At 74.1% G+C, this 23,256-nt stretch carries 20 protein-coding genes and 1 pseudogene; 13 read left to right on the plus strand and 8 right to left on the minus strand.

What is annotated here, in order from left to right:
- Nucleotides 1–93: 93 nt before the first annotated feature.
- The 4 genes and pseudogenes from LG396_RS32570 to LG396_RS32585 all read left to right on the plus strand — a co-directional run bounded on the left by LG396_RS32570 (nucleotide 94) and on the right by LG396_RS32585 (nucleotide 5,981).
- On the plus strand, nucleotides 94–2,523 hold the full coding sequence (locus LG396_RS32570) for an RICIN domain-containing protein (RefSeq protein WP_225797514.1): 2,430 nt from the start codon (nucleotides 94–96) through the stop codon (nucleotides 2,521–2,523).
- A 94-nt stretch (nucleotides 2,524–2,617) separates the two neighbouring features.
- Nucleotides 2,618–3,574, plus strand: coding sequence for a pirin family protein (locus tag LG396_RS32575; RefSeq protein ID WP_225797515.1), 957 nt, complete (start codon nucleotides 2,618–2,620; stop codon nucleotides 3,572–3,574).
- Between the two features lie 307 nt (nucleotides 3,575–3,881).
- A pseudogene (locus LG396_RS32580) lies at nucleotides 3,882–5,019 on the plus strand (molybdopterin-dependent oxidoreductase); the annotation flags it as partial.
- A gap of 221 nt (nucleotides 5,020–5,240) precedes the next feature.
- On the plus strand, nucleotides 5,241–5,981 hold the full coding sequence (locus LG396_RS32585) for a class I SAM-dependent methyltransferase (protein ID WP_225797516.1): 741 nt from the start codon (nucleotides 5,241–5,243) through the stop codon (nucleotides 5,979–5,981).
- A gap of 115 nt (nucleotides 5,982–6,096) precedes the next feature.
- Here LG396_RS32585 and LG396_RS32590 read toward each other — a convergent pair whose 3' ends face one another.
- The 3 genes from LG396_RS32590 to LG396_RS32600 all read right to left on the minus strand — a co-directional run bounded on the left by LG396_RS32590 (nucleotide 6,097) and on the right by LG396_RS32600 (nucleotide 12,332).
- Entirely contained in the window at nucleotides 6,097–10,164 is a 4,068-nt protein-coding gene (locus LG396_RS32590) for a discoidin domain-containing protein (protein ID WP_225797517.1), read from the minus strand.
- Between the two features lie 341 nt (nucleotides 10,165–10,505).
- Nucleotides 10,506–11,276 carry a hypothetical protein gene (locus LG396_RS32595; protein WP_225797518.1) on the minus strand — a complete coding sequence of 257 codons (771 nt, stop codon included), beginning with the start codon at nucleotides 11,274–11,276 and terminating at the stop codon, nucleotides 10,506–10,508.
- A 117-nt stretch (nucleotides 11,277–11,393) separates the two neighbouring features.
- Entirely contained in the window at nucleotides 11,394–12,332 is a 939-nt protein-coding gene (locus LG396_RS32600; protein ID WP_100298270.1) for an ADP-ribosylglycohydrolase family protein, read from the minus strand.
- Between the two features lie 142 nt (nucleotides 12,333–12,474).
- On the opposite strand from LG396_RS32600, the gene LG396_RS32605 reads away from it, so the two are divergent.
- Together LG396_RS32605 and LG396_RS32610 are read left to right on the plus strand one after the other, a co-directional pair.
- Entirely contained in the window at nucleotides 12,475–13,179 is a 705-nt protein-coding gene (locus LG396_RS32605; RefSeq protein WP_225797519.1) for a helix-turn-helix domain-containing protein, read from the plus strand.
- A 69-nt stretch (nucleotides 13,180–13,248) separates the two neighbouring features.
- Nucleotides 13,249–13,800 (plus strand): dihydrofolate reductase family protein, encoded by a 552-nt coding sequence (locus LG396_RS32610; RefSeq protein ID WP_225797520.1) that lies wholly within the window; start codon nucleotides 13,249–13,251, stop codon nucleotides 13,798–13,800.
- A 22-nt stretch (nucleotides 13,801–13,822) separates the two neighbouring features.
- Here LG396_RS32610 and LG396_RS32615 read toward each other — a convergent pair whose 3' ends face one another.
- Nucleotides 13,823–15,370, minus strand: a complete 1,548-nt coding sequence (locus tag LG396_RS32615; protein ID WP_225797521.1) for an MFS transporter — start codon at nucleotides 15,368–15,370, stop codon at nucleotides 13,823–13,825.
- A 191-nt stretch (nucleotides 15,371–15,561) separates the two neighbouring features.
- On the opposite strand from LG396_RS32615, the gene LG396_RS32620 reads away from it, so the two are divergent.
- Both LG396_RS32620 and LG396_RS32625 read left to right on the plus strand, forming a co-directional pair.
- Nucleotides 15,562–16,020, plus strand: coding sequence for a universal stress protein (locus LG396_RS32620; RefSeq protein WP_225797532.1), 459 nt, complete (start codon nucleotides 15,562–15,564; stop codon nucleotides 16,018–16,020).
- Nucleotides 16,021–16,093: 73 nt separating this feature from the next.
- The gene (locus LG396_RS32625; protein WP_018843029.1) at nucleotides 16,094–16,315 is read left to right on the plus strand and encodes a dodecin; all 222 of its coding nucleotides are present in this window, start codon (nucleotides 16,094–16,096) and stop codon (nucleotides 16,313–16,315) included.
- An 18-nt stretch (nucleotides 16,316–16,333) separates the two neighbouring features.
- Here the strand turns inward: LG396_RS32625 and LG396_RS32630 are convergent, their stop codons facing one another.
- Complete coding sequence (locus LG396_RS32630; RefSeq protein WP_037741969.1) at nucleotides 16,334–17,203, minus strand: Fpg/Nei family DNA glycosylase; 870 nt, start codon at nucleotides 17,201–17,203, stop codon at nucleotides 16,334–16,336.
- 28 nt (nucleotides 17,204–17,231) lie between these two features.
- On the opposite strand from LG396_RS32630, the gene LG396_RS32635 reads away from it, so the two are divergent.
- Entirely contained in the window at nucleotides 17,232–17,912 is a 681-nt protein-coding gene (locus tag LG396_RS32635; protein WP_037741971.1) for a helix-turn-helix transcriptional regulator, read from the plus strand.
- A 63-nt stretch (nucleotides 17,913–17,975) separates the two neighbouring features.
- Here the strand turns inward: LG396_RS32635 and LG396_RS32640 are convergent, their stop codons facing one another.
- Nucleotides 17,976–18,368: a VOC family protein gene (locus tag LG396_RS32640; protein ID WP_186543166.1), complete on the minus strand. Its 393-nt coding sequence runs from the start codon at nucleotides 18,366–18,368 to the stop codon at nucleotides 17,976–17,978.
- A 54-nt stretch (nucleotides 18,369–18,422) separates the two neighbouring features.
- Entirely contained in the window at nucleotides 18,423–19,388 is a 966-nt protein-coding gene (locus LG396_RS32645) for an NAD(P)/FAD-dependent oxidoreductase (protein ID WP_225797522.1), read from the minus strand.
- 47 nt (nucleotides 19,389–19,435) lie between these two features.
- Here LG396_RS32645 and LG396_RS32650 point away from each other — a divergent pair, with 47 nt between their 5' ends.
- From LG396_RS32650 to LG396_RS32665, 4 genes are all read left to right on the plus strand, one after another.
- Nucleotides 19,436–19,933, plus strand: coding sequence for a MerR family transcriptional regulator (locus LG396_RS32650; RefSeq protein WP_225797523.1), 498 nt, complete (start codon nucleotides 19,436–19,438; stop codon nucleotides 19,931–19,933).
- A gap of 171 nt (nucleotides 19,934–20,104) precedes the next feature.
- The gene (locus LG396_RS32655; protein ID WP_037741975.1) at nucleotides 20,105–21,262 is read left to right on the plus strand and encodes an NAD(P) transhydrogenase subunit alpha; all 1,158 of its coding nucleotides are present in this window, start codon (nucleotides 20,105–20,107) and stop codon (nucleotides 21,260–21,262) included.
- Complete coding sequence (locus LG396_RS32660) at nucleotides 21,259–21,576, plus strand: NAD(P) transhydrogenase subunit alpha part 2 (RefSeq protein ID WP_018836167.1); 318 nt, start codon at nucleotides 21,259–21,261, stop codon at nucleotides 21,574–21,576. Before LG396_RS32655 ends, LG396_RS32660 begins: the two co-directional genes overlap by 4 nt.
- Complete coding sequence (locus tag LG396_RS32665; protein ID WP_225797524.1) at nucleotides 21,573–22,985, plus strand: NAD(P)(+) transhydrogenase (Re/Si-specific) subunit beta; 1,413 nt, start codon at nucleotides 21,573–21,575, stop codon at nucleotides 22,983–22,985. Before LG396_RS32660 ends, LG396_RS32665 begins: the two co-directional genes overlap by 4 nt.
- A gap of 31 nt (nucleotides 22,986–23,016) precedes the next feature.
- On the opposite strand, the gene LG396_RS32670 is transcribed toward LG396_RS32665, so the two are convergent.
- Entirely contained in the window at nucleotides 23,017–23,205 is a 189-nt protein-coding gene (locus LG396_RS32670; protein WP_018836165.1) for a hypothetical protein, read from the minus strand.
- Nucleotides 23,206–23,256 lie beyond the last annotated feature (51 nt).

Here is a 23,256-nt window from a genome sequence, read left to right on the forward strand (position 1 = left end):
CGCCGGGCACCGCGCCCGAGCACCACCCCCGGCACCAGGCACCAGGCACCCTCCCCTCTTCCTCCAAGGACTCCAGGCACCCAGGGACCCGACATGCCTCCACCGCTGAACCGCCGCCACTTCCTGCACGCCTCCGCCGCCGGCGCCTCCGCGCTCGCCCTCGGCGCCACCGCACTCCCGGCCCACGCGTACGGGCCCGCCGCCGGCCGGCCGCCGCGCACCCCGTACGCCGCCGCCGCGTTCGGCAAGCTGCCGCTCGGCAGCGTCACCCCGCGCGGCTGGCTCGCCGGGCAGCTCGGCACGCTCCTCGGGGGGCTCTTCGGCCGCTACGACCGGATCTCCCACTTCCTCGACTTCGACGCCTCCGGCTGGGTCCACCCCGACCGCGCCGGCTGGGAGGAGGTCACGTACTGGCTGCGCGGCTACGTCTCGCTCGCCGCGCTCACCGGCGACGCCGAGGCGCAGGCGACCGCCCGCCGCTGGATCGACGCCATCCTGGCCACCGGGCAGCCCGACGGCTTCTTCGGGCCCGCCCGGCTGCGCACGGCCCTGAACGGCGGCCCCGACTTCTGGCCGTACCTGCCGCTGCTCCAGGCGCTGCGCAGCCACGAGGAGTCCACCGGCGACGAGCGGATCGTGCCGTTCGTGCTGCCGTTCCTGCGCTTCATGAACGCGCAGGGCAAGGGCGCGTTCGACTCCAGCTGGGTGTCCAAGCGGTGGGGCGACGGCATCGACATCGCGTACTGGATGCACGCCCGCACCGGCGAGGACTTCCTGCTGGAGCTGACCGACAAGATGCACGAGTGGGGCGGGAACTGGGTCGACAACTTCCCGGACCTGCACAACGTCAACGTCGCCCAGGGCTTCCGGGAGCCCGCGCAGTACGCGCTGCGCGCCGGCGACGCCGGTCTCACCCGCGCGACGTACCGCGGCTACGAGCGGATCCTCGCGGAGTACGGGCAGTTCCCCGGCGGCGGCTTCGCCGGGGACGAGAACGCCAGGCCCGGCTTCGGCGACCCCCGGCAGGCCTTCGAGACCTGCGGCATCGTCGAGTTCATGGCCAGCCACGAGCTGCTGACCCGGATCACCGGCGACGCGCTGTGGGCCGACCGCTGCGAAGAGCTGGCGTTCAACCTGCTGCCCGCCGCCACCGACCCGGCGGGCCGCGGCGTGCACTACGCGACGAGCGCCAACTCGATCGACCTGGACGACGTGCGCAAGAACGACGGCCAGTTCCAGAACGGCTTCGCGATGCAGTCGTTCCAGCCGGGCGTCGACCAGTACCGCTGCTGCCCGCACAACTACGGCATGGGCTGGCCGTACTTCACCGAGGAGCTGTGGCTGAGCACACCCGACGGCGGCCTCGCGGCGGCGATGTACGCGCCGTGCGAAGTCCGTACGCGGGTCGGCGGCACCGACGTGACGATCACCGAGGAGACCGACTACCCGTTCACCGAGACCGTGACCCTGCGGGTCACCGCCGCGCGCCGGGTGCCGTTCACGCTGCGGCTGCGCGTGCCCGGCTGGTGCGACGCACCCGAGGTGACGGTCAACGGGAAGCCGGTGGCGGCGGCGCCCGGGCCCGGCTTCGCCCGGGTGCAGCGGAGCTGGGGCAGCGGCGACACCGTCGTGCTGCGGCTGCCGCAGCGCACGTCCGTGCGGGTGTGGGAGGCCAACGGCGGCGCGGTGAGCGTCGACCGGGGGCCGCTGACGTACTCGCTGCGCATCGGCGAGTCGTACGAGCGGATCGGCGGCAGCGACGACTTCCCGCACTTCGCGGTGCACGCCACCACTCCGTGGAACTACGCCCTGGCGCCCGACGCCGCCGACGGGCTGCAGTTCCACCGCGACGACGGCCCGCTGACCGGCGACCCGTTCACCCACGAGCACACCCCGGTGCGCATCACCGCCCCGGCGCGCAGACTGCCGGAGTGGGTCGCCGACCGGCAGCGCGTCGTGGCGCCGCTGCAGCAGAGCCCGGCCCGCAGTGCGGCGGAGCAGGAGACGGTGACCCTGGTCCCGATGGGCGCGGCCCGGCTGCGGATCACGGCGTTCCCGACGGCGGACCCGGACGGCACGCCGTGGACGCCGGAGCCGCCGTACCACCGGGTGCAGAACAAGAACAGCGGCAAGGTGCTCGCGGTGGACCGGATGTCGCTGGCAGACGGCGGCAGGGTCCACCAGTTCGACAACTCCGGCACGTCCGACCACTCCTGGCAGCTGCTGGAGCGGGACGGCGGGCTGCTGGTGATCCGCAACGGCCACAGCGGCAAGGTCCTCGCCGTCGACGGCGGCTCGACGGCGAACAGCGCGCCCGTCGTGCAGTACGAGGACGACGGCGCGCCGGACCACCTGTGGCGGATCGTGCCCGACGCGGACGGCTGGTTCCGCATCCGCAACGAGCACAGCGGCAAGGTGCTCGGCGTGGACGGCATGTCGACGGCGAACAGCGCGCAGGTCGTCCAGTACGACGACAACGGCACGGCCGACCACCTGTGGCGGCTGGTCGAGGCACCGGCCTGACGGCACCGGGCCGGCCCGGCCGCGCCGACGGCGCGGGCGGCACGGCGGCCGGGTCGCACCCGGACACCGGCCGCCCGCGCGTAGCGTGGCGATCATGAGCAATCTCGACATGAGGCCCCCCGTCGCGGCGTGCGGCGGGCGGGCGGACGTGACGGCGGAGCCGGTGCGCGAGGTGCTTGAGGCGCGCCGCATGCCGCTGGGCGAGAGCACGGTCGTACGGCGGCTGCTGCCGAACCTCGGCCGCCGGATGGTCGGCGCCTGGTGCTTCGTCGACCACTACGGCCCCGACGACATCGCCGACCAGCCGGGGATGCAGGTGCCGCCGCACCCGCACACCGGGCTGCAGACCGTCAGCTGGCTGCACGAGGGCGAGGTCCTGCACCGGGACAGTCTCGGCAGCCTGCGGACGGTACGGCCGCGGGAGCTGGGGCTGATGACGGCGGGGCGGGCCATCGCCCACTCGGAGGAGTCGCCGCGCGGCCATGCGCGGCTGCTCCACGGCGCGCAGTTGTGGGTCGCGCTCCCCGACGCGCACCGCGCCACCGCCCCCGCCTTCGAGCACCACACCGCGCTGCCGCAGGTGTCCGGCGGTGGCGGCCTGTCGGCGACGGTGGTGCTCGGCGAGCTGGCCGGAGCGGTCTCGCCGGGGACGGCGTACACGCCGATCGTCGGCGCCGACGTCACCCTGGCGGCGGGCACCCGGGCGCGGCTGCCGGTGGAGCCGGACTTCGAGTACGCGGCGCTGACGATGTCCGGCGAGGCGGAGGTCGACGGGCTGCGGCTGGCGCCGGATTCCATGGTGTACCTGGGCTGCGGCCGTACGGAGCTGCCGCTGCGCGCCGACGTGGACAGCTCGCTGATGCTGCTGGGCGGGGAGCCGTTCGCGGAGCGGATCGTGATGTGGTGGAACTTCGTGGGCCGCCACCACGACGAGATCGACCGGGCCCGTCAGGACTGGATGACCGGCACCCGCTTCGGCGAGGTGCACGGCTACGGCGGCCCCCGGCTGGAGGCGCCGCCACTGCCGCCGGCGCCGCTCAAGCCGCGCTGAGGCCGGGGGTGTTCACCCGCCGCCGTGCCTGGCGGCGCCGGCGGCGGGGCACGTCATGGGCCCCGCTGCCGGGGGAACAACGGGGCCCGAACAGAAGACTACGGGTCAGTAGCGTTCTTGCGAAGCGGGTCGGCTTCCTCAGGGCACAATCCGGCCACCTGCGGCAATGCCTGTTCAGGCAGTGGGCGGCCGGTACGCGCCGGGACACGGGCACCGGACCACGTAGCGAACCGGGACCAAGGGTCCCAACCTGCACAAGACCCCCTTCCCGGCATCGACTGCCCGCACCGCGGAGGACCGACAGCCCGTGAGCGCCCACGACGACGCGGAACCGACCCCGCAGGGCCCCGTCGGCCCCGTACCCGGCGGGGTGCCGCGATCCCGCCCGTACCGCCACCCGGCGGCCGGCTGGGGCGCCGCGCGCAGCGTCGCCGAGGTGCTGCTGGAGCAGCGCTCGCTGGTGGAGGGGCGTACGCGCCGTCAAACGGATGAACCACGAGGACGGCGGGTTCGACTGCCCCGGGTGTGCCTGGCCCGACGACTTCAAGGGCCTGCACCTCGACATCTGCGAGAACGGCATCAAGCACGTCACCTGGGAGATGACCCCCAAGCGGGTGGGCCGGGAGTTCTTCGCCGCGCACTCGGTGGCCGAGCTGTCCGGGTGGACCGACCACTCCCTGGAGGACCAGGGGCGGCTCACGGAACCCATGGCGTACGACCCGGACACCGACCGCTACGTGCCGGTCGGCTGGAACGACGCGTTCGAGACCGTCGGCCGCGCCCTGCGGGAGCTGGACGACCCGGGCGGCGCCGCGTTCTACACCTCCGGCCGGCTCGGCAACGAGGCCACCTTCCTCTACCAGCTCATGGCCCGCGAGCTGGGCACCAACAACCTGCCGGACTGCTCCAACATGTGCCACGAGGCGAGCGGCCGGGCGCTGACCGCGTCGCTGGGCACCGGCAAGGGGACCGTCGACCTGAAGGACTGGGAGGCCGCCGACGCGCTCTTCCTCTTCGGTGTCAACGCCGCCTCCAACGCCCCCAGGATGCTCACCCCGCTCGCCGCGGCGCACCGCCGCGGGGCGCGGATCGTGCACGTCAACCCGCTGATCGAGGCCGCCGCGACGCGCACCATCGTGCCGCACGAGCTGCGGGACATGGCCCTGTTCAAGGCCACCCGCACCGGCGACCTCAACCTCCAGGTGCGCATCGGCGGCGACATGGCGCTGCTGCGCGGCATGGCCAAGGCGGTGCTGGAGCGCTCGGCGGCCGACCCGCGGGCGCTGGACCGGGAGTTCGTCGAGCGCTACACGGCGGGTTTCGAGGAGTACCGGGCCGTCTGCGAGGCCACGCCGTGGGAGGAGATCGAGCGGCAGTCGAGCGTCGGCCGGGCGGACATCCGGCAGGCAGCCAGGATCTACAGCGAGGCCGACCGCAGCATCCTACTCGTCCGACGACCGCTACCGCGGCATCGAGAACCTGCGCACCCTGGTCTTCATGAACCGCGCCGACATGCGCGAGCGCGGCATCGGCGCGCTCGCGGCGGCGGCCCAGGGTTCGTCCGGCGGATCGTGAGCCGGGCCCGGGCCGCGCCGGACCGGGGCGGGGGCCGGCCGGTGCCCTTGCCGTGTTGACCGCCCCCGGCAGGCAGTGCTGGAGTCGGCACGTGGACAGCATCCCCGCCAACCGGCGGCTCTGGAACCGGATCAGCAGCGCCTACCAGCACGAGCACGACCCGCAGATCGGCGCCGCACCCCGGCTGTGGGGCATGTACTCCGTCCCCGACGCGCAACTGCACGCCCTGGGCGACGTCACCGGCAAGCGCGTCCTCGAACTCGGCTGCGGCGCCGGCCAGTGGTCCAGGGCGCTCGCCGCCGAGGGCGCCGACGTGGTCGGGCTCGACCTGTCCGAGGCCCAACTCGCCGCAGCGGCCCGTGCGATGGGCGCGGCCCGCTACCCGCTGGTGCAGGGCGCCGCCGAACGGCTCCCCTTCGCCGCCGACAGCTTCGACCTGGTGTTCTGCGACTTCGGCGGGCTCAGCTGGGCGCCCCCGCACCTGGCCGTGCCGCAGGCCGCACGCGTCCTGCGCCGAGGCGGCCGCCTGGTGTTCAACGTCGCCAGCCCGTGGTTCGAAGCGTGCTACGACGAAGCCGCCGACCGCGTGACCACGACGCTGCAGAAGGACTACTTCGGGCTGAACGCCATCGCCGAGGACGACGGCGCGACCAGCTACCAGCTCACCTACGGCGACTGGGTCAGGGTCCTGCGCGGCGCGGGTCTCGTCATCGACGACCTCGTCGAACCGCGGCCCGGGCCCGGAACACCCAACGGCTACAACGAGACGGACCCGCCCGACTGGGCGCACCGCTGGCCGGCGGAGCTGCTCTGGGTGACCCGCAAACCGTAGTTTCCGCCGCACCGGGACGCGGAGGCGTCCCCTCGCCGGACGGGCCCCGGTGGACGACGACGCCCCGGCCGGGCGTCGAACTCCGGCCGGGGCGCCTGCCCGAAGGGGTCGCCGGTCACTCGATGTCGATGGTGAACGTGGACGTGGTGTTCTTGATGTCCTGCGCGTTGTCCCTCATGGTCAGGTTGCGGAACGTGACCTCGCCGACCGCCGGGCCCTGGCCGGCCTCGGGCATCTCGTTCGCCCACAGGCCGAAGCCGGACTTGGCGTCGTAGGCGTCACCGCTCTTGCGGGCGCCGCTGATGGAGATGTCGGTGAGGACCGTGTCCTTGATCGGGAACTGCGGCTGGCCCCCCACGTAGTTGGTCTGGAACATGATCCCGGAGTACGTCGGGTCGATGATGTCGACGTTGTTGATCCGGATGCCCTGGAAGACCTTCGAGGCGGAGAAGAGCCAGATGCCGGGGAAGGTCTGCGCGCCCCAGAAGTGTCCGCCGCAGCGTTCGATGGTGATGTTCTCCAGGGTCGTCGGCTCGGTGCCGAAGCCGTTCATCGGATAGCCGAAGTCCAGCGAGCTGACGGTGACTCCGGAGTAGACGAGGGTGTCGGCGATGCGGATGTTGCGGAAGGTGTTGTCGTACCCGCCGTAGACGGCGATGCCCGCGGCCCGCCAGGTGAGCAGCGACGTCAGGTTCTCGTAGACGTTGCTGTGCATGTCGGCGCCGCCCGCGTCGATGGCGGAGAAGAGCGCGAAGCTGTCGTCGCCGGTGGCGCGGGACTCGTTGTTGACCACGTGGGCGCCGGTGCTGCCGTTGGTCATGTTGACGGCGTCCGCGAAGGAATTGCGGATGCGGGAGTTCTCGATGGTGATGTCGTCGGTGTTCGCGCCCCAGTAGAGGCACACCATGTGCTCGTTCCAGATGTCGTCGATCGTGATGTCGGAAACGTTCTGGAAGTCGAAGACCTTGCCGGGGCCGTCGATGCGGCTGGTGTAGTTGCCGAAGTAGGCGAAGCCGCGGAAGGCGGAGCCCGCCGCCGCCTGCTCGGCGCGGAAGCCGACGTCGGTGTTCTGCTGGCCGGCCGGCGCGTGGAAGCGGGTGTACCAGGGGCCGGCGCCGACGACCTGCACGGACTTGCCGTACACCTGGAACTTGCTCGACGTCTGGTAGTCGCCGGGCGGCAGGTAGACGCCCTTGAGCTGTCCTGTGGTGTCCATCCGGACGCGGTCCAGGGCGTTCTGCACGTCCTGGTGGGTGACGCCGTCGGGCACGGTGTACGAGGCCGGGTCGGGGTTCGCCTGCGGCGCGACCTGCTCCAGGCTGACGAAGTCGATGGCGTAGCGGGAGGTGTTGGCCGCATCCTTCTGGAGCCGGATCCGGCTGCCGGCGGGCACGGTCTCGTCGAGCATCAGGTTCGCCTCGTCGTAGATGTGCCGCGCCGGGCCCGACCCGGGGTCGTTGCCCGGAGCGGCCTCGGCGCCGTAGAGCCAGGCGTACTTCGAGGTGAGGCTGATGGCCTTGTGAAAGGTGCCGTCGACGTAGACGTTCAGGGTGGCGTCGATGCCGCCGCCGCCCGGCGCGTCGGGGATGGAGAACCGCGTGACCAGGGTGTTCGTGCTGGCCCTGGTGGTGAACTCGACGGACTCGCCGGTCTGGTCGAGGGTCACCGCGCGCCGTCCGGACGCCTCGCCGGCGACGTCGCCGATGGTGCGGTTGGGGCCGACGACCTGCGCGCCGCCGGCGACGGCGCCGTCCTCGGCCTCGTACATGTCGTACGGCATGTCCGCGCCGCGGCCGACGAACAGCGACTCGGTGCTGGTGTTGTTCTCGCGCTTGACCGGCACCTCGTTGGCGTCGGCGGCGATCTCCACCGCGACGGTGTACGAGCCGTTGGCGGCCGTCCACGTGCCGAGGTCGACGGGGGCGGTGGTGGCGCCGGCGGCGATGGCGCCGTTGTGCGCGCCGTTCAGCGTGGTGACCGTACCGCCGGAGGAGTTGCGGAGCGTGAGGGTGACCGGGTGGCTGCCGCTCGCGGAGGCCTGGGTGCCCTGGTTCTTCAGCGCCACGGCGAAGCGGACGCTCTCCCCGCCGGTCGGGGAGCTGGGCGTCCGGGTCACCGAGGCGGCGACGAGGTCGCTGCTCTGCACGGGCGAGACGGTGAGCGCCGTGGGCGCGGTGTACTCGTTGTTGCCCTCGTCCTGTTCGACGACGGTGTCGTCGGGGTCGGCGACGGCGGAGAGTTCGTACTCGCCGGCGTCGTGCGCGCCGGTGTCCGCGGTCACGGTCTGCGTGGCGCCCGGGGCCAGCGCGCCGACGTCGGCGGTGCCGGCGGGCTCGCCGCCGACCAGGAAGCCGACGCCGGTGGCCGCCGCGGGCTCCTCGCCGGCGTTGTGCACGGTCGCGGAGAGCGCGACCGGGTCGGTCTCGTCTGGGTCGGCGGGGGTGTGGGTGATGCCGGTGACCTCCAGGTCGGGGTTGGGCGCGGCGGTGCCGAGGACCTGGAGTTCGCCGACCTGGCCCGCGGGGGCGCCGGTGTTGGCGGTGAACGACAGCCGGAGGGCGGCGACGCGGCCGCTCACGGGGACGGTGACGCTGTTGCCCGTGGCGGGGTCGAAGGCGTACTGCGCGCCGGCCTTGAGGGAGGTGAAGGAGTCGCCGTCCTGCTCGCGGCCGAGGACGGAGAAGGTCTGGGTGCGCGGGCCCCAGATCGCGTCCGGGTTGAGCTGGACGACGACGGCGCTGACGTCGGCGTTGGCGCCGAGTTCGACGGTGAGGGTGTTGGGGTAGCTGCCGCCCGCGCCCTCCCAGTAGGTGGCGCGGTCGCCGTCGTTGGCGTTGGCCGCCACGAAGCTGTGCACGGTGGAGGAGGCGGTGATCGGCTTGCCCGCGGCGAGGTCGGGGTCGGCGGCGGCCGCGGTCGCGGCGGCGGTGCCGGGGGCGGGCGCGGCGAGCGCCTCGGCGGCGGCGGTGGCGGCCGGGCGGGCCGCGGCGGTCACCTTGTTGCTGTCCGGCGACTGGTTGTCCGCGCCGTCGCGGGCACGGACGCGGTACGTGACGGACTCGCCGGGCGCCGGGGTGTCGACGTACGCGGTGGTGTCGGCGGCGACGCCGGTGCGCAGCACGCCGTCCGCGTAGACGTCGTAGCCGGAGACGTCGTCGGAGCCGTCGGCGGGCGGCTGCCAGTCGAGCTGGACGCGGCCGTCGGGCAGCGCGGTGCGGGTCAGGTCCCGGGGGGTGCCGGGCGGCTGGGTGTCGCCCTCGGCCGGGCCGTAGACCTCCAGCTCGGCCAGCCGGGCGCTGCCGGTGCCGGCGGTGAAGAGGACGCGTACGTGGCGGGTGACCGCGGTGTCGAACGACAGGGTCGCGCTGTGGTCGCCGGCGGCGCCGAAGGCGATGTCGCGGGCGGCGGTCAGGTCGGTGAACTCCCGGCCGTCCGTGCTGCCCTGGAGCTTGAGGTTCTGCACGCGCGCGGAGCCGCCCTCGGGCACCTTGAGCACGGCGCGGTCGATGCCGACGGAGGCGCCGAGGTCGGCCCGTAGCCACTGGTCGCGCTTGCTCTTCCGGCTCTGCCAGAAGCTGTCGCGGTCGCCGTCGCCGGCCCGGGCGGCGGTCTGGTCGCCGGTGTGGCTGCTGGCTTCGAGGGGGCGGCCGGCGGCGAGGTTGCGGTCGGTCCCGGCGGCAGTGTGCACGACGAGTTCGGCGAGCCGTGCCGGGCGGTCGGCGGTGGCGCCGGCGAACTGCACGCGCACGTACCGGGTCAGGGAGGCGGGGAAGCCGACGGTGACGGTGTTGTCGGCGGCGGGGCGGAACGCGCGGGCGCCCTCGGCGGACAGGGTGTGGAAGCTGGTGCCGTCGGCACTGCCCTGCACGGCGAGGGTCTGCTTGCGCGCGGCGGCGTCCGCGGGCAGCTTGAGCACGACCTCGTCGACCCGCGCTTGGCGGCCGAGGTCGGTCTGCACCCACTGCGGGCCCGTGCCCCGGCTCTGCCAGTACGTGTCCTGGTCGCCGTCCGTGACCTCCGCCGCCGCGTGCCGCGGCGCGGCGCTGCTGGCGGCGGCGGGCCGGCCGGCGGCGGCGTCGGAGCCGGCCGCCGCGACGGCGGGGAGCGCGGGCAGGCCGAAGAGCAGCAGTCCGGTGGCGACGGCGGCGACAGTGGGCCGATGTCTCGAGCGGTGCTTTCTCATGGGTCGTCCAACCTGTGTGAGTTGGCTAATTGCGCTGAGATATCGAAGAATTGCAGAACGATCATGGTAAGTCCACGGCCCGAACACCCGCGCTTCTCCGGCGTTCCCAGAGGTCGAGCCGACTTGCGTGCCCATGACAGACGACCAAGCGACCCCGGGCTTACGCAACTTGGCAGCTTGCGGACCCGCGCCACATCTGCGCCCCCTCGACCACGCGGGGTGGCCGCGCCGCACTCAACGCAAGCAACTTACATTTCTGGCCCACTTCTTGCGTAAAACGAGCGGTGCCCCCGGCGGGCAACTCCCGCCGGGGGCACCGCTGTCGCGGACAGCCGCCGCGGTCAGGACCGCAGGCGCACGGTCGCGGTGGGCAGCACGACCTGACCGGTGACGAACTCGCTCCACAGCCCGAACTCCAGCCGGTCGCCGGGCCGCGCGCCGGTCTCGACGAAGCCGACGGTACGGCCGCGGTGTTCGCGTGTCGCGCCGAACGAGAGCTGGAAGCGCGTGGTGCCCGCACGCTCCCCGGGCGGCACCGGACCGGGCGGCACGATCTCGTCGGCCGCCCACCGGTAGTCGCCGCGGTACGGGTCCCGTACCCGCTCGAAGGTCTGCTCGAGGATCGAGGCGGTGCCGGGAATGACCACCAGTACCCCGGGCGTGCCGTCGACGCGCGTGTTGACCACGGCCACGTCGTGCTCCGAGCCGTCCGGCCAGCTGCCGAGACCCTCGCCGACCAGGGAGCCGGGCGGACAGGCGGCCACGCCGTCCGCTTCGACCACGGCGCGGGCACAGGTCGGGAAGGACTCGGGACGGAAGCTGACGGAGCGGTCGAAGAGGAAGACGAAGCGGCGGGCGCCCGCGGGCACCTCCCCCTCGGCGGCGCGGCTGCGCCGGTCGAAGGCGACGGTCACGCTCCGCCCGGGGCCGCGGGTCGCGGTGACGTCCAGGGTGTCGACGTTGTCGGTGCCCTCCACGTCCGGTTCGTACGGGCGCTGCGGCCCGCCGGGCGCGGGGTCGGGCGGGGCCGCGGGTGAGGCGGCGTGCGCGGGCGGGGTCAGCGCTGCCGCGCCGGCGAGGACAGCGGCAAGGGCCGCGGCGAGACGTCTCAAGGGGTCCCCCTCAGGGAGCTCGGTGGGTCGTTCGCGGCCTGCATCGAAGCACCGGTCCCCGAAAGCGGGCATAAACGCGCCGCCCCGACCTTCCGCCGGCCGACCGCCGCGGACGCGTCAGGCCGCGGCAGCGGCCAGGCGGTGCGCGAGATCGGTCAGGTCGGCCTGCCGCAGCACCCGTTCGCCGAACCCCGGCAGGGGGACGTGCAGAATCTCGGTCCACCGGGCGGGTATCGCGTCCAGCCCGTGGTACGCGCCCGCGAGTCCGCCGGTGACCGCGGCGACGGTGTCCGTGTCGCCGCCCAGGTCGATCGCCGCGCGAACGGCGTCCTCGAAGCTCGCCGTGGTGCGCAGGGCCCAGACCGCCGACCCCAGGCAGGGCCAGACGGCGCCGTTGAACTCGGTTGCCCGGTCGGGATGCCAGTCGGCGGCGAGGACCGTCGCGTACCGCTCGCGGTGGTCGGGATGCACGTGGTCCAGAACCTCCGGGAGGGCGCCGAGGAGGTCGGCGCCGGCCATGCCGAGGCGGACGAGTTCGTGGAACACGGCGGTGCCCTCCCAGGCGGCGCGGTCGCCGTGTGTGAGGGCAGCGATGCGCCGGGCGGCATCCATCGTGGCCGACCGGCCGGCGCGGGCGAAGTGGACCGCGGACGTCGACGCCCTCATCAGGGAGCCGTTGCCGGCCGCTCGCCGGTTGACCTCGAAGTGGGTCGCGGCGGCCCGGTCCCACGGCATGCCGTTCGTCAGCACGTCCTCGGTCTGCAGGCCGATGTCCTTCGGGCCGGCCGCCGCCCACCGCTGGAAGCGGGCGAAGATGTCCGGCAAGTCCGGTCCGCCGCGCTCCAGTAGCGACTCCCCGACGAGAACGGCCATCTGCGTGTCGTCCGTTGCCTCCCCCGGATCCCAGCCGCCGCCCCCGCACATCTCGGCACCGCCCCCCGGCTCCGGGAACCGGGCGGTGAACGCACCCGCGGGACCGAACTCGAAGGGGGCTCCCAGCGCGTCGCCCACCGCCGAGCCGACGACCGTCGCGAGGGCCCGCTCCATGCGCTCCATCCGCGCAGGCTACCGGCGCCGCACGGCGGCCGCGCGGGCCTTTCCCCGTCCTGCCGGGCCGCGGGACGTTGTCAGCGGCCCGTGCCAGACTGCACACCGTGGGCGTCGCCCGAACGGGCGTCCGCTGCCGCAAGGGGGCGCGATGGGTCTGGAGATCGAGGGGCGGGCGTCGGACTCGCCGTACGTGTCGTACGTCTGGAGCAGCCGCAGCGACGGCGTCGACCGGATGACGGCGGTCGCGTCGACCGGCTGCGGCCTGGTGTTCTGGGAGTCGCCCGACGGGTTCTTCGCCTCGGTCGCGGGCCCCGAGTCGCGGGCGGGCACGGCGCCGGTGCCCGAGGAGTCCGCGTTCTTCGGCATCAGCTTCGCGCTGGGCACCTCGCTGACGCACCTGCCGGCGCCCCGGCTCGTCGACAACGGGGTGGACATACCCGACGCGACGCGCAGGTCGTTCTGGCTGAAGGGCTCCCACTGGCCGGTGCCGGGGCCGGACGACGCCGAGGCGCTCGCCGAGCGGCTGGTGCGCGCCGGGGTCCTCGTCCGCGACCCGCTCGTCGCCGACGTGATGCGCGGCGGCACGCCGGACGTCTCCGCGCGCACCGTGCAGCGGCGCTTCCAGGCCGCGACCGGGTTCACGCACGGCGCCGCCCGGCAGATCGAACGGGCGCGGCACGCCGCGGTCCTGCTCCGCGGGGGCGCGGCGGCCGGCGACGTCGTACACCGCCTCGGCTACTACGACGAGCCCCATCTGGCCCGCGCACTCACCCGCTTCATCGGCAGGACCGCCGGGCAGTTGCGGGACGAGCAGGGGTTCGCGGAGCCGCTGTCGCTTCTGTACAAGACCTGACGCGCGGCGGCGACTAACGTCCCCGACGGATTGCAGCACTTCCGCCGACACCCGCTTCAGGAGCACATCGTGAGAAAGATCATCGCCAGCCTGTTCATCTCCCTCGACGGCGTCGTGGAGGAGCCGGACCAGTGGCACATGTCCTACTTCGACGACGAGATGGGCGAGGCGGTGGGCGCGCTGATGTCCGACACCATGCTCTACGGCCGCACCACCTACGACGGCTTCGCGGAGGCGTGGCCGCAGCGGGAGGGGACCGACGACGAGGACGCCGGGTTCGCGAAGATCCTCGGCGACGCCCGCAAGATCGTGGTCACCCACCGCGACGCCGACTGGTCCTGGCGCAACACCGAGAAGCTCCAGGGCGACCTGGTCAGCGGCGTGACCGAGCTCAAGAAGGAGTCCGGGGGGTTCGTCTCCATCGGCGGCTCGATCTCCGTGATCCGCCAACTGCTCGAACACGGGCTGCTGGACGAGTTGCACCTGCTGGTCCACCCGATCGCGGTGCGCAGGGGCGAGCGGCTCTTCGACGAGGACGACACCAGGATCCCGCTGAAGCTGCTCTCCACGAAGGCGTTCGGCTCCGGCGTGCTGCACCTCGTCTACGGCCCGGCCGACTAGGGACTGCCCTTGTCCCGGCGGATCAGGGGCGTTCCGGTTCCTCGGCAGCGTCGGCGGCCGGGTCCTCGACCAGCGACTGCAGGGGCGGGCCCGCCACCGCGCAGTGCACGTGGCACGGCGGCTCCGGCGCCCCCGCCGCGGGCGCCTTCACCGAGCGGATCGTCAGCCAGGACAGCACGGCCCCGCCGGCGAGCAGCCCGGCGCAGATGAGCAGGGCGATGCGGAAGCCGTCGCCGAACGCCCCGGGGTTGCGGTAGTCGTCGCCGGAGAGCCCGGCGGCCAGCGGCAGCGCGGCGACGGCCAGCAGGCCGGCGGCGCGGGCCACCGCGTTGTTGACGCCGGAGGCGATGCCGGAGTGCCGGTCCGCCACCGCGCCGAGGACGGTGGCGGTGAGCGGGGCGACGGTCGTCGCCAGGCCGAAGCCGAAGAGCACGACGCCGGGCAGCACGTCCCGTACGTACGAGACGTCGTCGCCGGGGCCGCCGATGCGCAGCATCAGCAGCAGCCCGCCGGCGCAGATCGCCGGGCCGACGGTCATCGGGATGCGCGGCCCGATGCGCTCCGACAGCTTCCCGGACCGCTCCGAGAGCGCCAGCATGATGAGCGTCACCGGCAGCAGCGCGGAGCCCGCGGCGAGCGGCGAGTAGCCGGCGGAGATCTGCAGGTCCAGCACGAGGAAGAAGGTCACGCCGCCGAGGGCCGCGTAGACGACGAACGTCACCAGGTTCGCCGCGGTGAACTGGCGGGAGCCGAAGATCCCCGTGGGCAGCATCGGGTGGCTGCCGCGCCGCTGGACGACCACGAACGCCGCCAGCGCCGCCACCCCCGCGGCGCTGGTCGCGGCCAGCAGCACCGCGGAGACGCCCTTCTCCGGCGCGGCGATCAGGGCGTACGTCACGCCGGCCAGGCCCAGCGCGCCGAGCGCGGCGCCGGTCCAGTCGAAGCGCCCCGTGGCCGTCTCGTCGCGGCTCTCGGGCACGTGCCGGGCGGCGACGGCCACCACGACGGCGGCCAGCGGCACGTTGATGGCGAACACCCACCGCCAGCTCGCCGCGTCCACCAGCCAGCCGCCGAGCAGCGGGCCGAGCGCGCCGGCGATGCCGGCGAGGCCCGACCAGACGCCGATCGCGCGGGCCCGGTCCTCGGGCGCGAAGGACGCCTGGATGAGGGCGAGGGAGCCGGGCGTCAGCAGCGCGCCGCCGATGCCCTGGAGGGTGCGGGCGGCGATGAGGATGCCCACGTTCGGCGCCAGCGCGCACAGCAGCGACGCGACCGCGAACCACACCGTGCCGAAGACGAACAGCCGGCGGCGGCCGTAGCGGTCGCCGAGGGCGCCGCCGAGGAGGATGAGCGCGGCGAGGGTGAGGGTGTAGCCGTTGACGGTCCACTGCAGGCCGCCGAGGGAGGCGCCGAGGTCGTCGCCGATGGTGGGCAGCGCGACGTTGACGACGGTGGCGTCCAGGAAGGTGATGCCGGAGCCGATCACGACGGCGGTCAGCAGCCAGCGCCCGGCCGGCTCCGCGAGCCGCAGGGCCGCCGGTGCGCCGGCGGGCGGGTGGGATTCCGTCATACGCGCAGTCAATCGCACCGCGCGGCCGGGCGCACCGCACCGGGCGGTGCCCGCCGCCCGGCGCGTCGGGTAGCGTCCGGACGGTGAGCGAAGCCAGCGCCGAGGACAACCTCGGAGACGGACCGGCGGGCAGGCCGGCGGACAGGCCGGACGACGCGGCCGGGGACCGGCCGGACGACCGCCCCGGGGAGCTGCCCGCGAACACCTCCGGTTTCGAACGGGGCACGGACGGCCCCAAGGTGATCCTCGCGGGTGTCGACGGCTCGGAGACCTCCTGGCGCGCCGCCGCCTACGCCGCCGGCCTGGCCCGGCGGCAGGGCTCGCTGCTCGCGGTGGTGTACGTGCAGCCGACGCTCGCCGCCGCGGCGGCGCTCGGCGCCCCGGTGGCGGACGCCACGGCGGAGGTGGCGGAGGAGCTGGTCGCGGAGATCCGGCGGTCGGTGGAGCAGCTGCGCGGGATTTTCGACGTGCGCTGGGAGTTCCACACCCTGCACGGCGACGCGTACGGGGGCCTGGTGCAGGCGGCGCAGGAGCTGAAGGCGGACGCGGTGATCGTCGGGGCGTCGGAGCAGGCGGGGCACCGGTTCGTCGGCTCGGTGGCGGTACGGCTGGTCAAGGCGGGCCGCTGGCCGGTGACGGTGGTGCCGTAGCGCCTCGGGGCAGGCACCGTGCCGCGGGCCCGCCCGTGTCGCGCCCCGGGCGGGTGTGCGGCACGGTGGGTTCATGAGCGATCACACGTACCGCGTCACCGAGATCGTCGGCTCCTCCTCCGTCGGCGTCGACGACGCCGTCCGCAACGGCGTCGCCCGCGCCGCACAGACGCTGCGGAACCTCGACTGGTTCGAGGTCACACAGGTGCGCGGGCAGCTGGAGGACGGCGCCGTCGCGCACTGGCAGGTGGGCCTGAAGGTGGGCTTCCGGCTGGAGGACGCCGGCGGGGCCTGAAAGCCGCCGCGGCCGCGGTCACTTCAGCAGCCGGGACATCCTCCGGTCCGCCAGCGGCTTGCCGCCGGTCTGGCAGGTGGGGCAGTACTGGAGTGCCGAGTCGGCGAACGAGACCTCGCGGATCGTGTCGCCGCAGACCGGGCACTTCTCCCCGGCCCGCCCGTGCACCCGCAGCCCGCTCTTCTTCTCCGCCTTCAACCGCCCGGCGGCCACCCCGCGGGAGCGTTCCACGGCCCCGCGCAGGGTGTCGCCCACGGCCGCGTAGAGCACGGCGGTCTCCTCGTCGGTGAGGTTGGCGGCGAGCTTGTACGGGGACAGCTTCGCGACGTGCAGGATCTCGTCCGAGTACGCGTTGCCGATGCCCGCGATCGTCGACTGGTCGCGCAGCACACCCTTGATCTGCCGCCGCTCCCTCGCCAGCAGCTCGCCGAACGCCTCCGCCGTGAACGCCGCGTCCAGCGGGTCGGGCCCCAGCCTCGCGACGCCGGGCACCTCCTGCGGATCCCGTACGCAGTACACCGCGAGGCGCTTCTGCGTGCCCGCCTCGGTGAGGTCGAAGCCCGCGTCCTCCGGCTCGGCCAGCCGCACCCGCAGGGCCAGCGGCCCCTTGCCCGGGCGCGGCGGCGCCGCCGGCAGCTTGTCCTTCCACTGCAGCCAGCCGGCGCGGGCCAGGTGGATCACCAGGTGCAGCTCGTCGGCGACCGTGAGGTCCAGGAACTTGCCGTGCCGCCCGACGGCGGTGACCTCGGCGCCCTCCAGCGCCGTGACCGGCGGGTCGTACGTCTTGAGCACGCTGATCGCGACCGGCTGCACCCGGGCGATGTGCCGCCCCACCAGGTGCTCGGTCAGGAATCCGCTGAGCGCTTCGACTTCGGGAAGCTCGGGCATGTCCTCCAGTCTGCGGCATCCTGGAGCGATGTACGAGGAGAGGCCCGCGCTGCTCGGGGGTGCCGTCGTCTGGCGCCGCCGGGACGTCCGCCCGGGCCCGTACCGGGTGCTGCCGGACGGCGGCACGGACGTGATCCTCACGCCCCGCGGGCTCCTCGTCGCCGGCCCCGACACCCGGGCGCACGTCGGCACCGGGGAGGGGGGCGACACGTTCACCGGGCTGCGCTTCGCCCCCGGGCAGGGCCCGGCGGTGCTGGGCGCGCCGGCGCACGAGCTGCGCAACCTGCGGGTGCCGCTGGCGGACCTGTGGGGCGAGCGGCGGGCCCGGCTGGCGGCGGAGCGGGTGGCGGCGGCGGCCGATCCGGGCGCGGCGCTGGAGGCGCTGGCGCGGGCCCGGCTGGCGGACGCCGAGCCGCCGGAGCCGTACGTGCCGGCGGTCGTCGCGGCGCTGGCCGCGGGGCGGCCGGTGGCGGAGGTCGCGGGGGCGGTGGGGCTCGGCGAGCGGCAGCTGCACCGGCGCAGCCTGGCGGTGTTCGGGTACGGACCGAAGACGCTGGCCCGGGTGCTGCGGATGAACCGCGCGCTGGCGCTGGCCCGGGCGGGCACGCCGCCGGCCGTGGTGGCGGCGCTGGCGGGGTACGCGGACCAGGCGCACCTGGCGCGCGAGATGCGGGCGCTGGCCGGGGTGCCGCTGACGGCGCTGCTGTAGCGGCAGCCCGGCCACGGCACCCGTACCCGGCCCCGGAGACGGACCCGCGGCGGGCCCCGGCCGTCAGCCGAGCGGGGCGAAGAGGTCCACGCCGTTGCCGTCCGGGTCGTGCACCTGGGCGTAGCGCTGGCCCCACTCCGCGTCCCAGGGGGCCATGGCGCCCTTGTACCCCGCCTCGGTGAGCATCGCGTACGTCGCGTCCACGTCGGCGGGGCCCTCGCAGCGGAAGGCGAGGCCGATGCGCCCCTCCCCGGTCGGCGGCTCGAAGTCGGGCGCGAAGGACTTGATGGCCTCCTCCGCGTCCCACATCAGCCGCAGCCCGCCGGGCAGCGGCGCCTCGACGTGCGGCTGCCCGTCGGCGTCGGCGGGGATGTCGAGGCCGAGCAGGCGGTAGAAGGCGAGGGTGGCGGCCATGTCGGCGGTCACCATTCCGATGGCGTCGAATCGTGCGGTCATACCCCCGACCCTAGGAACCCGCGGGCGGCGCGTCTTGAACGAATCGGACGCGCCTCACCCGGCCGGCGCAGCAGCGGCCGCGGCCGTCGCCGGGAACGGGTTCGGCAGCCCGTAGTCCTCGCTCAGCAGGTCCTGGTCGGCGGCGGCGCCCGCGACCGTGCCCGCGGCGGCCGCCGCGACGACCGCGGCCACCGGCATCGGGACGGTCGCGCGGTGCGCCATGTCCCCGGCCGCGTACACCCCGGGGACGCTGGTACGCCCGAACTCGTCGACCTCCACGAGGCCGTCCGGCAGCAGCGCGCAGCCCAGCTTCTCCGGCAGCCCGGAGCGCTCGCGCAGCACGCCGCCCGCGAACAGCGCGTCCCGCGGCAGCGGCTCGCCCCCCTCGAAGCAGATCCGCTCCAGCCGCGTCCCGGCGCCCTCCAGCCGGGCGACGGGCTCGCAGCGCACCGCGACGCCGTGCGCGGCGAGCACATCGCGCTGCCCGTCGGGCAGCGGCGCGGCGCCGGTGGCCAGGGCCACGTCCGGGGTGAAGTTGAGGAGGTGCAGGGCGAGGCGTACGTGCCCGGGCCCGGCGCCGAGGACGGCGACGCGGCGGCCGGAGACCTCGAAGCCGTGGCAGTACGGGCAGTGCAGCACCGACCTGCCCCACAGCGGGGCGAGCCCGGGGACGTCGGGCAGCTCGTCGACGACGCCGGTGGCCAGCAGCAGCCGGCGCCCGTCTGTGGCCGCGCCGCCGGCCTGCGTCACCCGGTACGCCCCCTCGGCCGTGCGCCGCACGTCGGCCACCGCGGCGTACCGGACCTCGACCTCGGGGTACGCGGCGAGGTCGGCGCGGGCGACGCGGCGCAGCTCGGCGGGCGTGGTGCCGTCCCGGGTGAGGAAGTTGTGCACGGCGGCGGCGGGTGCGTTGCGGCCCTCGCCGGCGTCGAGCACGAGGGTGCGGCGCCGCGAGCGGCCCAGGGTGAGGGCGGCGGCAAGCCCGGCGGCCCCGCCGCCCACGATGATCACGTCGTACATGGATGTCCTCCCTTGACTCCGCGACCACTCTGCAAGTTAATGTCAACATGAAGTCAAGCGAGTCCATGTCGATCGGCGAGCTGGCCGGGCGCTTCGGCCTCGCCGCCCACGTGCTGCGGCACTGGGAGGCCATGGGCCTGCTCAGCCCTGCCGAGCGCGTCAACGGCCGCCGCCGCTACACCTCCGACCATGTCTCCCGGGTCGCCATGATCATCGGCGGCAAGCGCGGCGGGCTCAGCCTGGAGCAGCTGCGCGAGCTGTTCGCCGCGCAGGGCCCCGGCGACCGGCACACGCTGCTGGAGCGGCACCGGGCGGAGCTGCACGAGCGGATGCGGGAGATCGAGCGGTCGGCGGCGATGATCGACCACGCGCTGGAGTGCGAGGCGCACGACTTCACCCGCTGCCCCCACTTCCAGACCCTCGTGCGCCGGCTCGCGGACGGCGGGACCCTGTCCCCCGGCCCCGCCGGCGCCGGCCCGTCCGCCGGTGCGGGGGCGCAGGACCCGCACGTCCGGGGCGGCCCGTACGGAACAGTTATCCGATAGCGTGCCCGTCCCGGCACCACCACGCACCGCCACCGCACCACCGCCGCACCGCACCACCGCCGCACCGCCCCGCACCGCCACCGCACCGCCCGCCGCCCGAGGTGTCCCCACCGAGGACCACGGGCAGCACCCTGAGGTCGCCCGCAATTCGCCCAAGAGGGAGCGAGAAGCATGGGAGCCCAACCCGTCACCGCGGGGGTCCTGAGGGAGCGCGCGCCGGACGAGCGCCGCGTCGCCCTCACCCCCGAAGTCGTCACCCGTGTGCGCCGGACGGGTGTCGACGTCCTCGTCGAGACCGGCGCGGGCGCGAGCGCCTGGTTCACCGACGCCGACTACGCGGCCGCGGAGGCCGAGGTCATCGGCGCGGACGAGCTGATCCGCCGCGCCGACGTCGTGCTCTGCGTCGCACCGCCCGACCGCGAGACCGCCGCCGCGCTGCGCTCCGGCCAGACGCTCGTCGGCATGCTCGACCCGCTCCGCCAGGCCCCCCTCATCCGCGAGCTGGCCGCCCGGGGGGTGACAGTCGTCAGCCTCGACCTGCTGCCCCGCACGCTCAGCCGGGCCCAGACGATGGACGCCCTGACCTCCCAGGCCAACGTCGCGGGATACAAGGCGGTGCTGCTCGCCGCCGACAACTACGACCGGTACTTTCCGATGCTGACGACGGCGGCGGGCACCTCGAAGCCCGCCGCCGTCCTCGTGCTCGGCGCGGGCGTCGCCGGGCTGCAGGCCATCGCCACCGCCCGCCGGCTCGGCGCGATCGTCACCGCGTACGACGTCCGGCCGGCGGCGCAGGGCGAGATCGAGTCGCTGGGCGCGAAGTTCCTGGAGCTGGAAGGCGTGGCCTCCGCGGCCGGCGAGGGCGGCTACGCGCGCGTGCTCACCGACGAGGAGCAGCAGGCGCAGCTCGACGCGCTGACGGCGGCGGTGCCCCGCTTCGACGTGGTGATCACCACCGCCCGGGTGCCGGGCCGCAAGCCGCCGCTGATGGTCACCGCCGCCGCGCTGGAGCAGATGCGCCCCGGCTCGGTGGTGGTGGACATGGCCGCCAGCGAGCTCGGCGGCAACGTGGAGCTGTCCGAGCCGGACAAGACCGCGGTGCTCGAAGGCGGCGTGACCCTGATCGGCGCCGGGAACCTGCCGTCGGTGATGGCGACGGCCGCCTCCACCGCGTACGCACGCAACATCAGCGCGCTGCTGGCGCACCTGGTGGCCGACGAGGCGGTGCACATCGACCTCGACGACGACATCCAGGCCGGTGTGGTCGTCGCGCACGGCGGCGAGGTCGTCAGCGCCGCGGTCGCCCCGCAGAACGGAGAGAACCGGTGAACCTCGATCTGCTCACCGCCGTCACGATCTTCGTGCTCAGCGTGCTGGTCGGCTTCGAAGTGATCAGCAAGGTGCCGGCGACGCTGCACACGCCGCTGATGTCCGGCGCCAACTCCATCCACGGGATCGTGCTGATCGGCGCGATGCTGGTGACGTCGCTGGCCGACGAGCCGCTGGAGTACGCGCTGGCGTTCGTGGCCGTCGCCTTCGGCGCGATGAACGTCGTCGGCGGGTACGTCGTCACGGACCGGATGCTGCACATGTTCCGCGCCCGGCCGGTGCCGGGCGGCGCCCGGGGAGGTGCGGCGAAGTGAGCGACCTGGAGACCGCCGTACGGTACGTCCTGCTGGCCGCCGCCGCGTGCTTCGTCCTGGGCCTGCGGCTGATGAACTCCCCCGCCACGGCCCGCCGCGGCAACACCCTGTCGGCCGCCGCCATGGCCGTGGCGGTCGCGGCCACCGCGGTGCTGCTGGCCGAGCGCGGCGACATCACCGCGACCGGCTGGCTGGTGCTGCTGTCCGCGACCGTCGTCGGCTCCGGCGCGGGGCTCTATCTGGCCCGTACCGTCGAGATGACGGCGATGCCGCAGCTGGTGAGCCTGTTCAACGCGGTCGGCGGCGGCGCGGCCGCGCTGCTGGCCATCGTCGAGGTGCTCCAGCACGCGCACCCGGAGGACCTCGGCGCGCGCACCACCGTGCCCGGCGGCATCGACATCCTCGTCGGCGCCATCACCTTCTCCGGCTCGCTGATCGCCGCCGGGAAGCTGCAGGGCCTGATCCCGGGCAAGCCGATCGTCCTGCCGGGCACCCGGGCGCTGAACGGCGCGCTCGCCGTGGTCTTCGCCGGCTCCGGCGTCTGGCTCGTGGTGGACCCGGGCAGCATCGCGGCGCTGACGCTGCTGACCCTCGCGGGGCTGGCCTTCGGCGTCACCATGGTGCTGCCGATCGGCGGTGCGGACATGCCCGTCGTCATCTCGCTGCTCAACGCCTTCACCGGCACGGCGGTCGGCATGGCCGGCTTCGTGCTGAACGAGCCGGCGCTGATCATCGCGGGCGCGCTCGTCGGCGCGTCGGGCACGATCCTGACCAAGCTGATGGCAGACGCCATGAACCGCTCGATTCCGGCCATTATCGTCGGCGGCTTCGGCACCGGCGACGACGGTGCCGCCCAGGACACGGACGGGGACGTGCAGGTGCGCCCGGTCTCCGTGGACGACGTGGCGATCCAGCTCGCGTACGCGGGCAAGGTCGTCATCGTGCCGGGGTACGGGCTGGCGGCCGCGCAGGCGCAGCACGAGCTGGGCGACCTGGCGGACCTGCTGGAGGAGCACGGGGTGGAGGTCACGTACGCGATCCACCCGGTGGCGGGCCGGATGCCGGGGCACATGAACGTGCTGCTGGCCGAGGCGAACGTGCCGTATCCGCAGCTCAAGGAGATGGAGGAGGCGAACCCCGAGTTCCCGCAGGCGGACGTGGCGCTGGTGATCGGCGCCAACGACGTCACGAACCCGGCCGCGCGGCGGCCGGGCAACGCGATCTCCGGCATGCCGATCCTGGACGTGGACCGGGCCAAGAGCGTGGTGGTGATCAAGCGGTCGATGGGCCACGGGTACGCGGGCATCGACAACGAGCTGTACACCGCGGAGAACACCGGGATGTTCTTCACCGACGCGAAGAAGGGCCTCGCCGATCTGAAGACGGCGGTCCGGACGTTCGTCGGCTAGTCCCGGAGGTGCGGGGCCAGGCCCGGCCGGATCAGTCGATGCCGCGCAGGATGTGCAGCTCGGCGGTGTCGGCCGGGTCGTCCTCGTACCCCGCGAGCCGGATGGGGGCCGAGCGCGCCCACACGTCCAGGCTGGTCAGCGACTCCTCGCCCGCTCCCGTGCGCGGCTGCGTCCGTGGGGCGGGCTGGGTGCCCTGTTCCGGTGCGGCTTCGGTGGTCAAGGTGCTCTCCTCCGGGTCATGTGAACTGGTCAGCCCTGCCTGGGCGGCGGG

It is taken from the genome of Streptomyces aculeolatus (genome assembly GCF_020400605.1).
GTDB lineage: Bacteria > Actinomycetota > Actinomycetes > Streptomycetales > Streptomycetaceae > Streptomyces > Streptomyces aculeolatus.

What these genes read in the sequence shown, in the direction of transcription:
- LG396_RS32570 (WP_225797514.1), top strand. Translation starts at nt 94, where the DNA reads ATGCCTCCACCGCTGAACCGCCGCCACTTCCTGCACGCCTCCGCCGCC.
- LG396_RS32575 (WP_225797515.1), top strand. Translation starts at nt 2,618, where the DNA reads ATGAGCAATCTCGACATGAGGCCCCCCGTCGCGGCGTGCGGCGGGCGG.
- LG396_RS32590 (WP_225797517.1), bottom strand. Translation starts at nt 10,164, where the DNA reads ATGAGAAAGCACCGCTCGAGACATCGGCCCACTGTCGCCGCCGTCGCC.
- LG396_RS32600 (WP_100298270.1), bottom strand. Translation starts at nt 12,332, where the DNA reads ATGGAGCGCATGGAGCGGGCCCTCGCGACGGTCGTCGGCTCGGCGGTG.
- LG396_RS32605 (WP_225797519.1), top strand. Translation starts at nt 12,475, where the DNA reads ATGGGTCTGGAGATCGAGGGGCGGGCGTCGGACTCGCCGTACGTGTCG.
- LG396_RS32615 (WP_225797521.1), bottom strand. Translation starts at nt 15,370, where the DNA reads ATGACGGAATCCCACCCGCCCGCCGGCGCACCGGCGGCCCTGCGGCTC.
- LG396_RS32625 (WP_018843029.1), top strand. Translation starts at nt 16,094, where the DNA reads ATGAGCGATCACACGTACCGCGTCACCGAGATCGTCGGCTCCTCCTCC.
- LG396_RS32630 (WP_037741969.1), bottom strand. Translation starts at nt 17,203, where the DNA reads ATGCCCGAGCTTCCCGAAGTCGAAGCGCTCAGCGGATTCCTGACCGAG.
- LG396_RS32635 (WP_037741971.1), top strand. Translation starts at nt 17,232, where the DNA reads ATGTACGAGGAGAGGCCCGCGCTGCTCGGGGGTGCCGTCGTCTGGCGC.
- LG396_RS32640 (WP_186543166.1), bottom strand. Translation starts at nt 18,368, where the DNA reads ATGACCGCACGATTCGACGCCATCGGAATGGTGACCGCCGACATGGCC.
- LG396_RS32645 (WP_225797522.1), bottom strand. Translation starts at nt 19,388, where the DNA reads ATGTACGACGTGATCATCGTGGGCGGCGGGGCCGCCGGGCTTGCCGCC.
- LG396_RS32650 (WP_225797523.1), top strand. Translation starts at nt 19,436, where the DNA reads ATGAAGTCAAGCGAGTCCATGTCGATCGGCGAGCTGGCCGGGCGCTTC.
- LG396_RS32655 (WP_037741975.1), top strand. Translation starts at nt 20,105, where the DNA reads ATGGGAGCCCAACCCGTCACCGCGGGGGTCCTGAGGGAGCGCGCGCCG.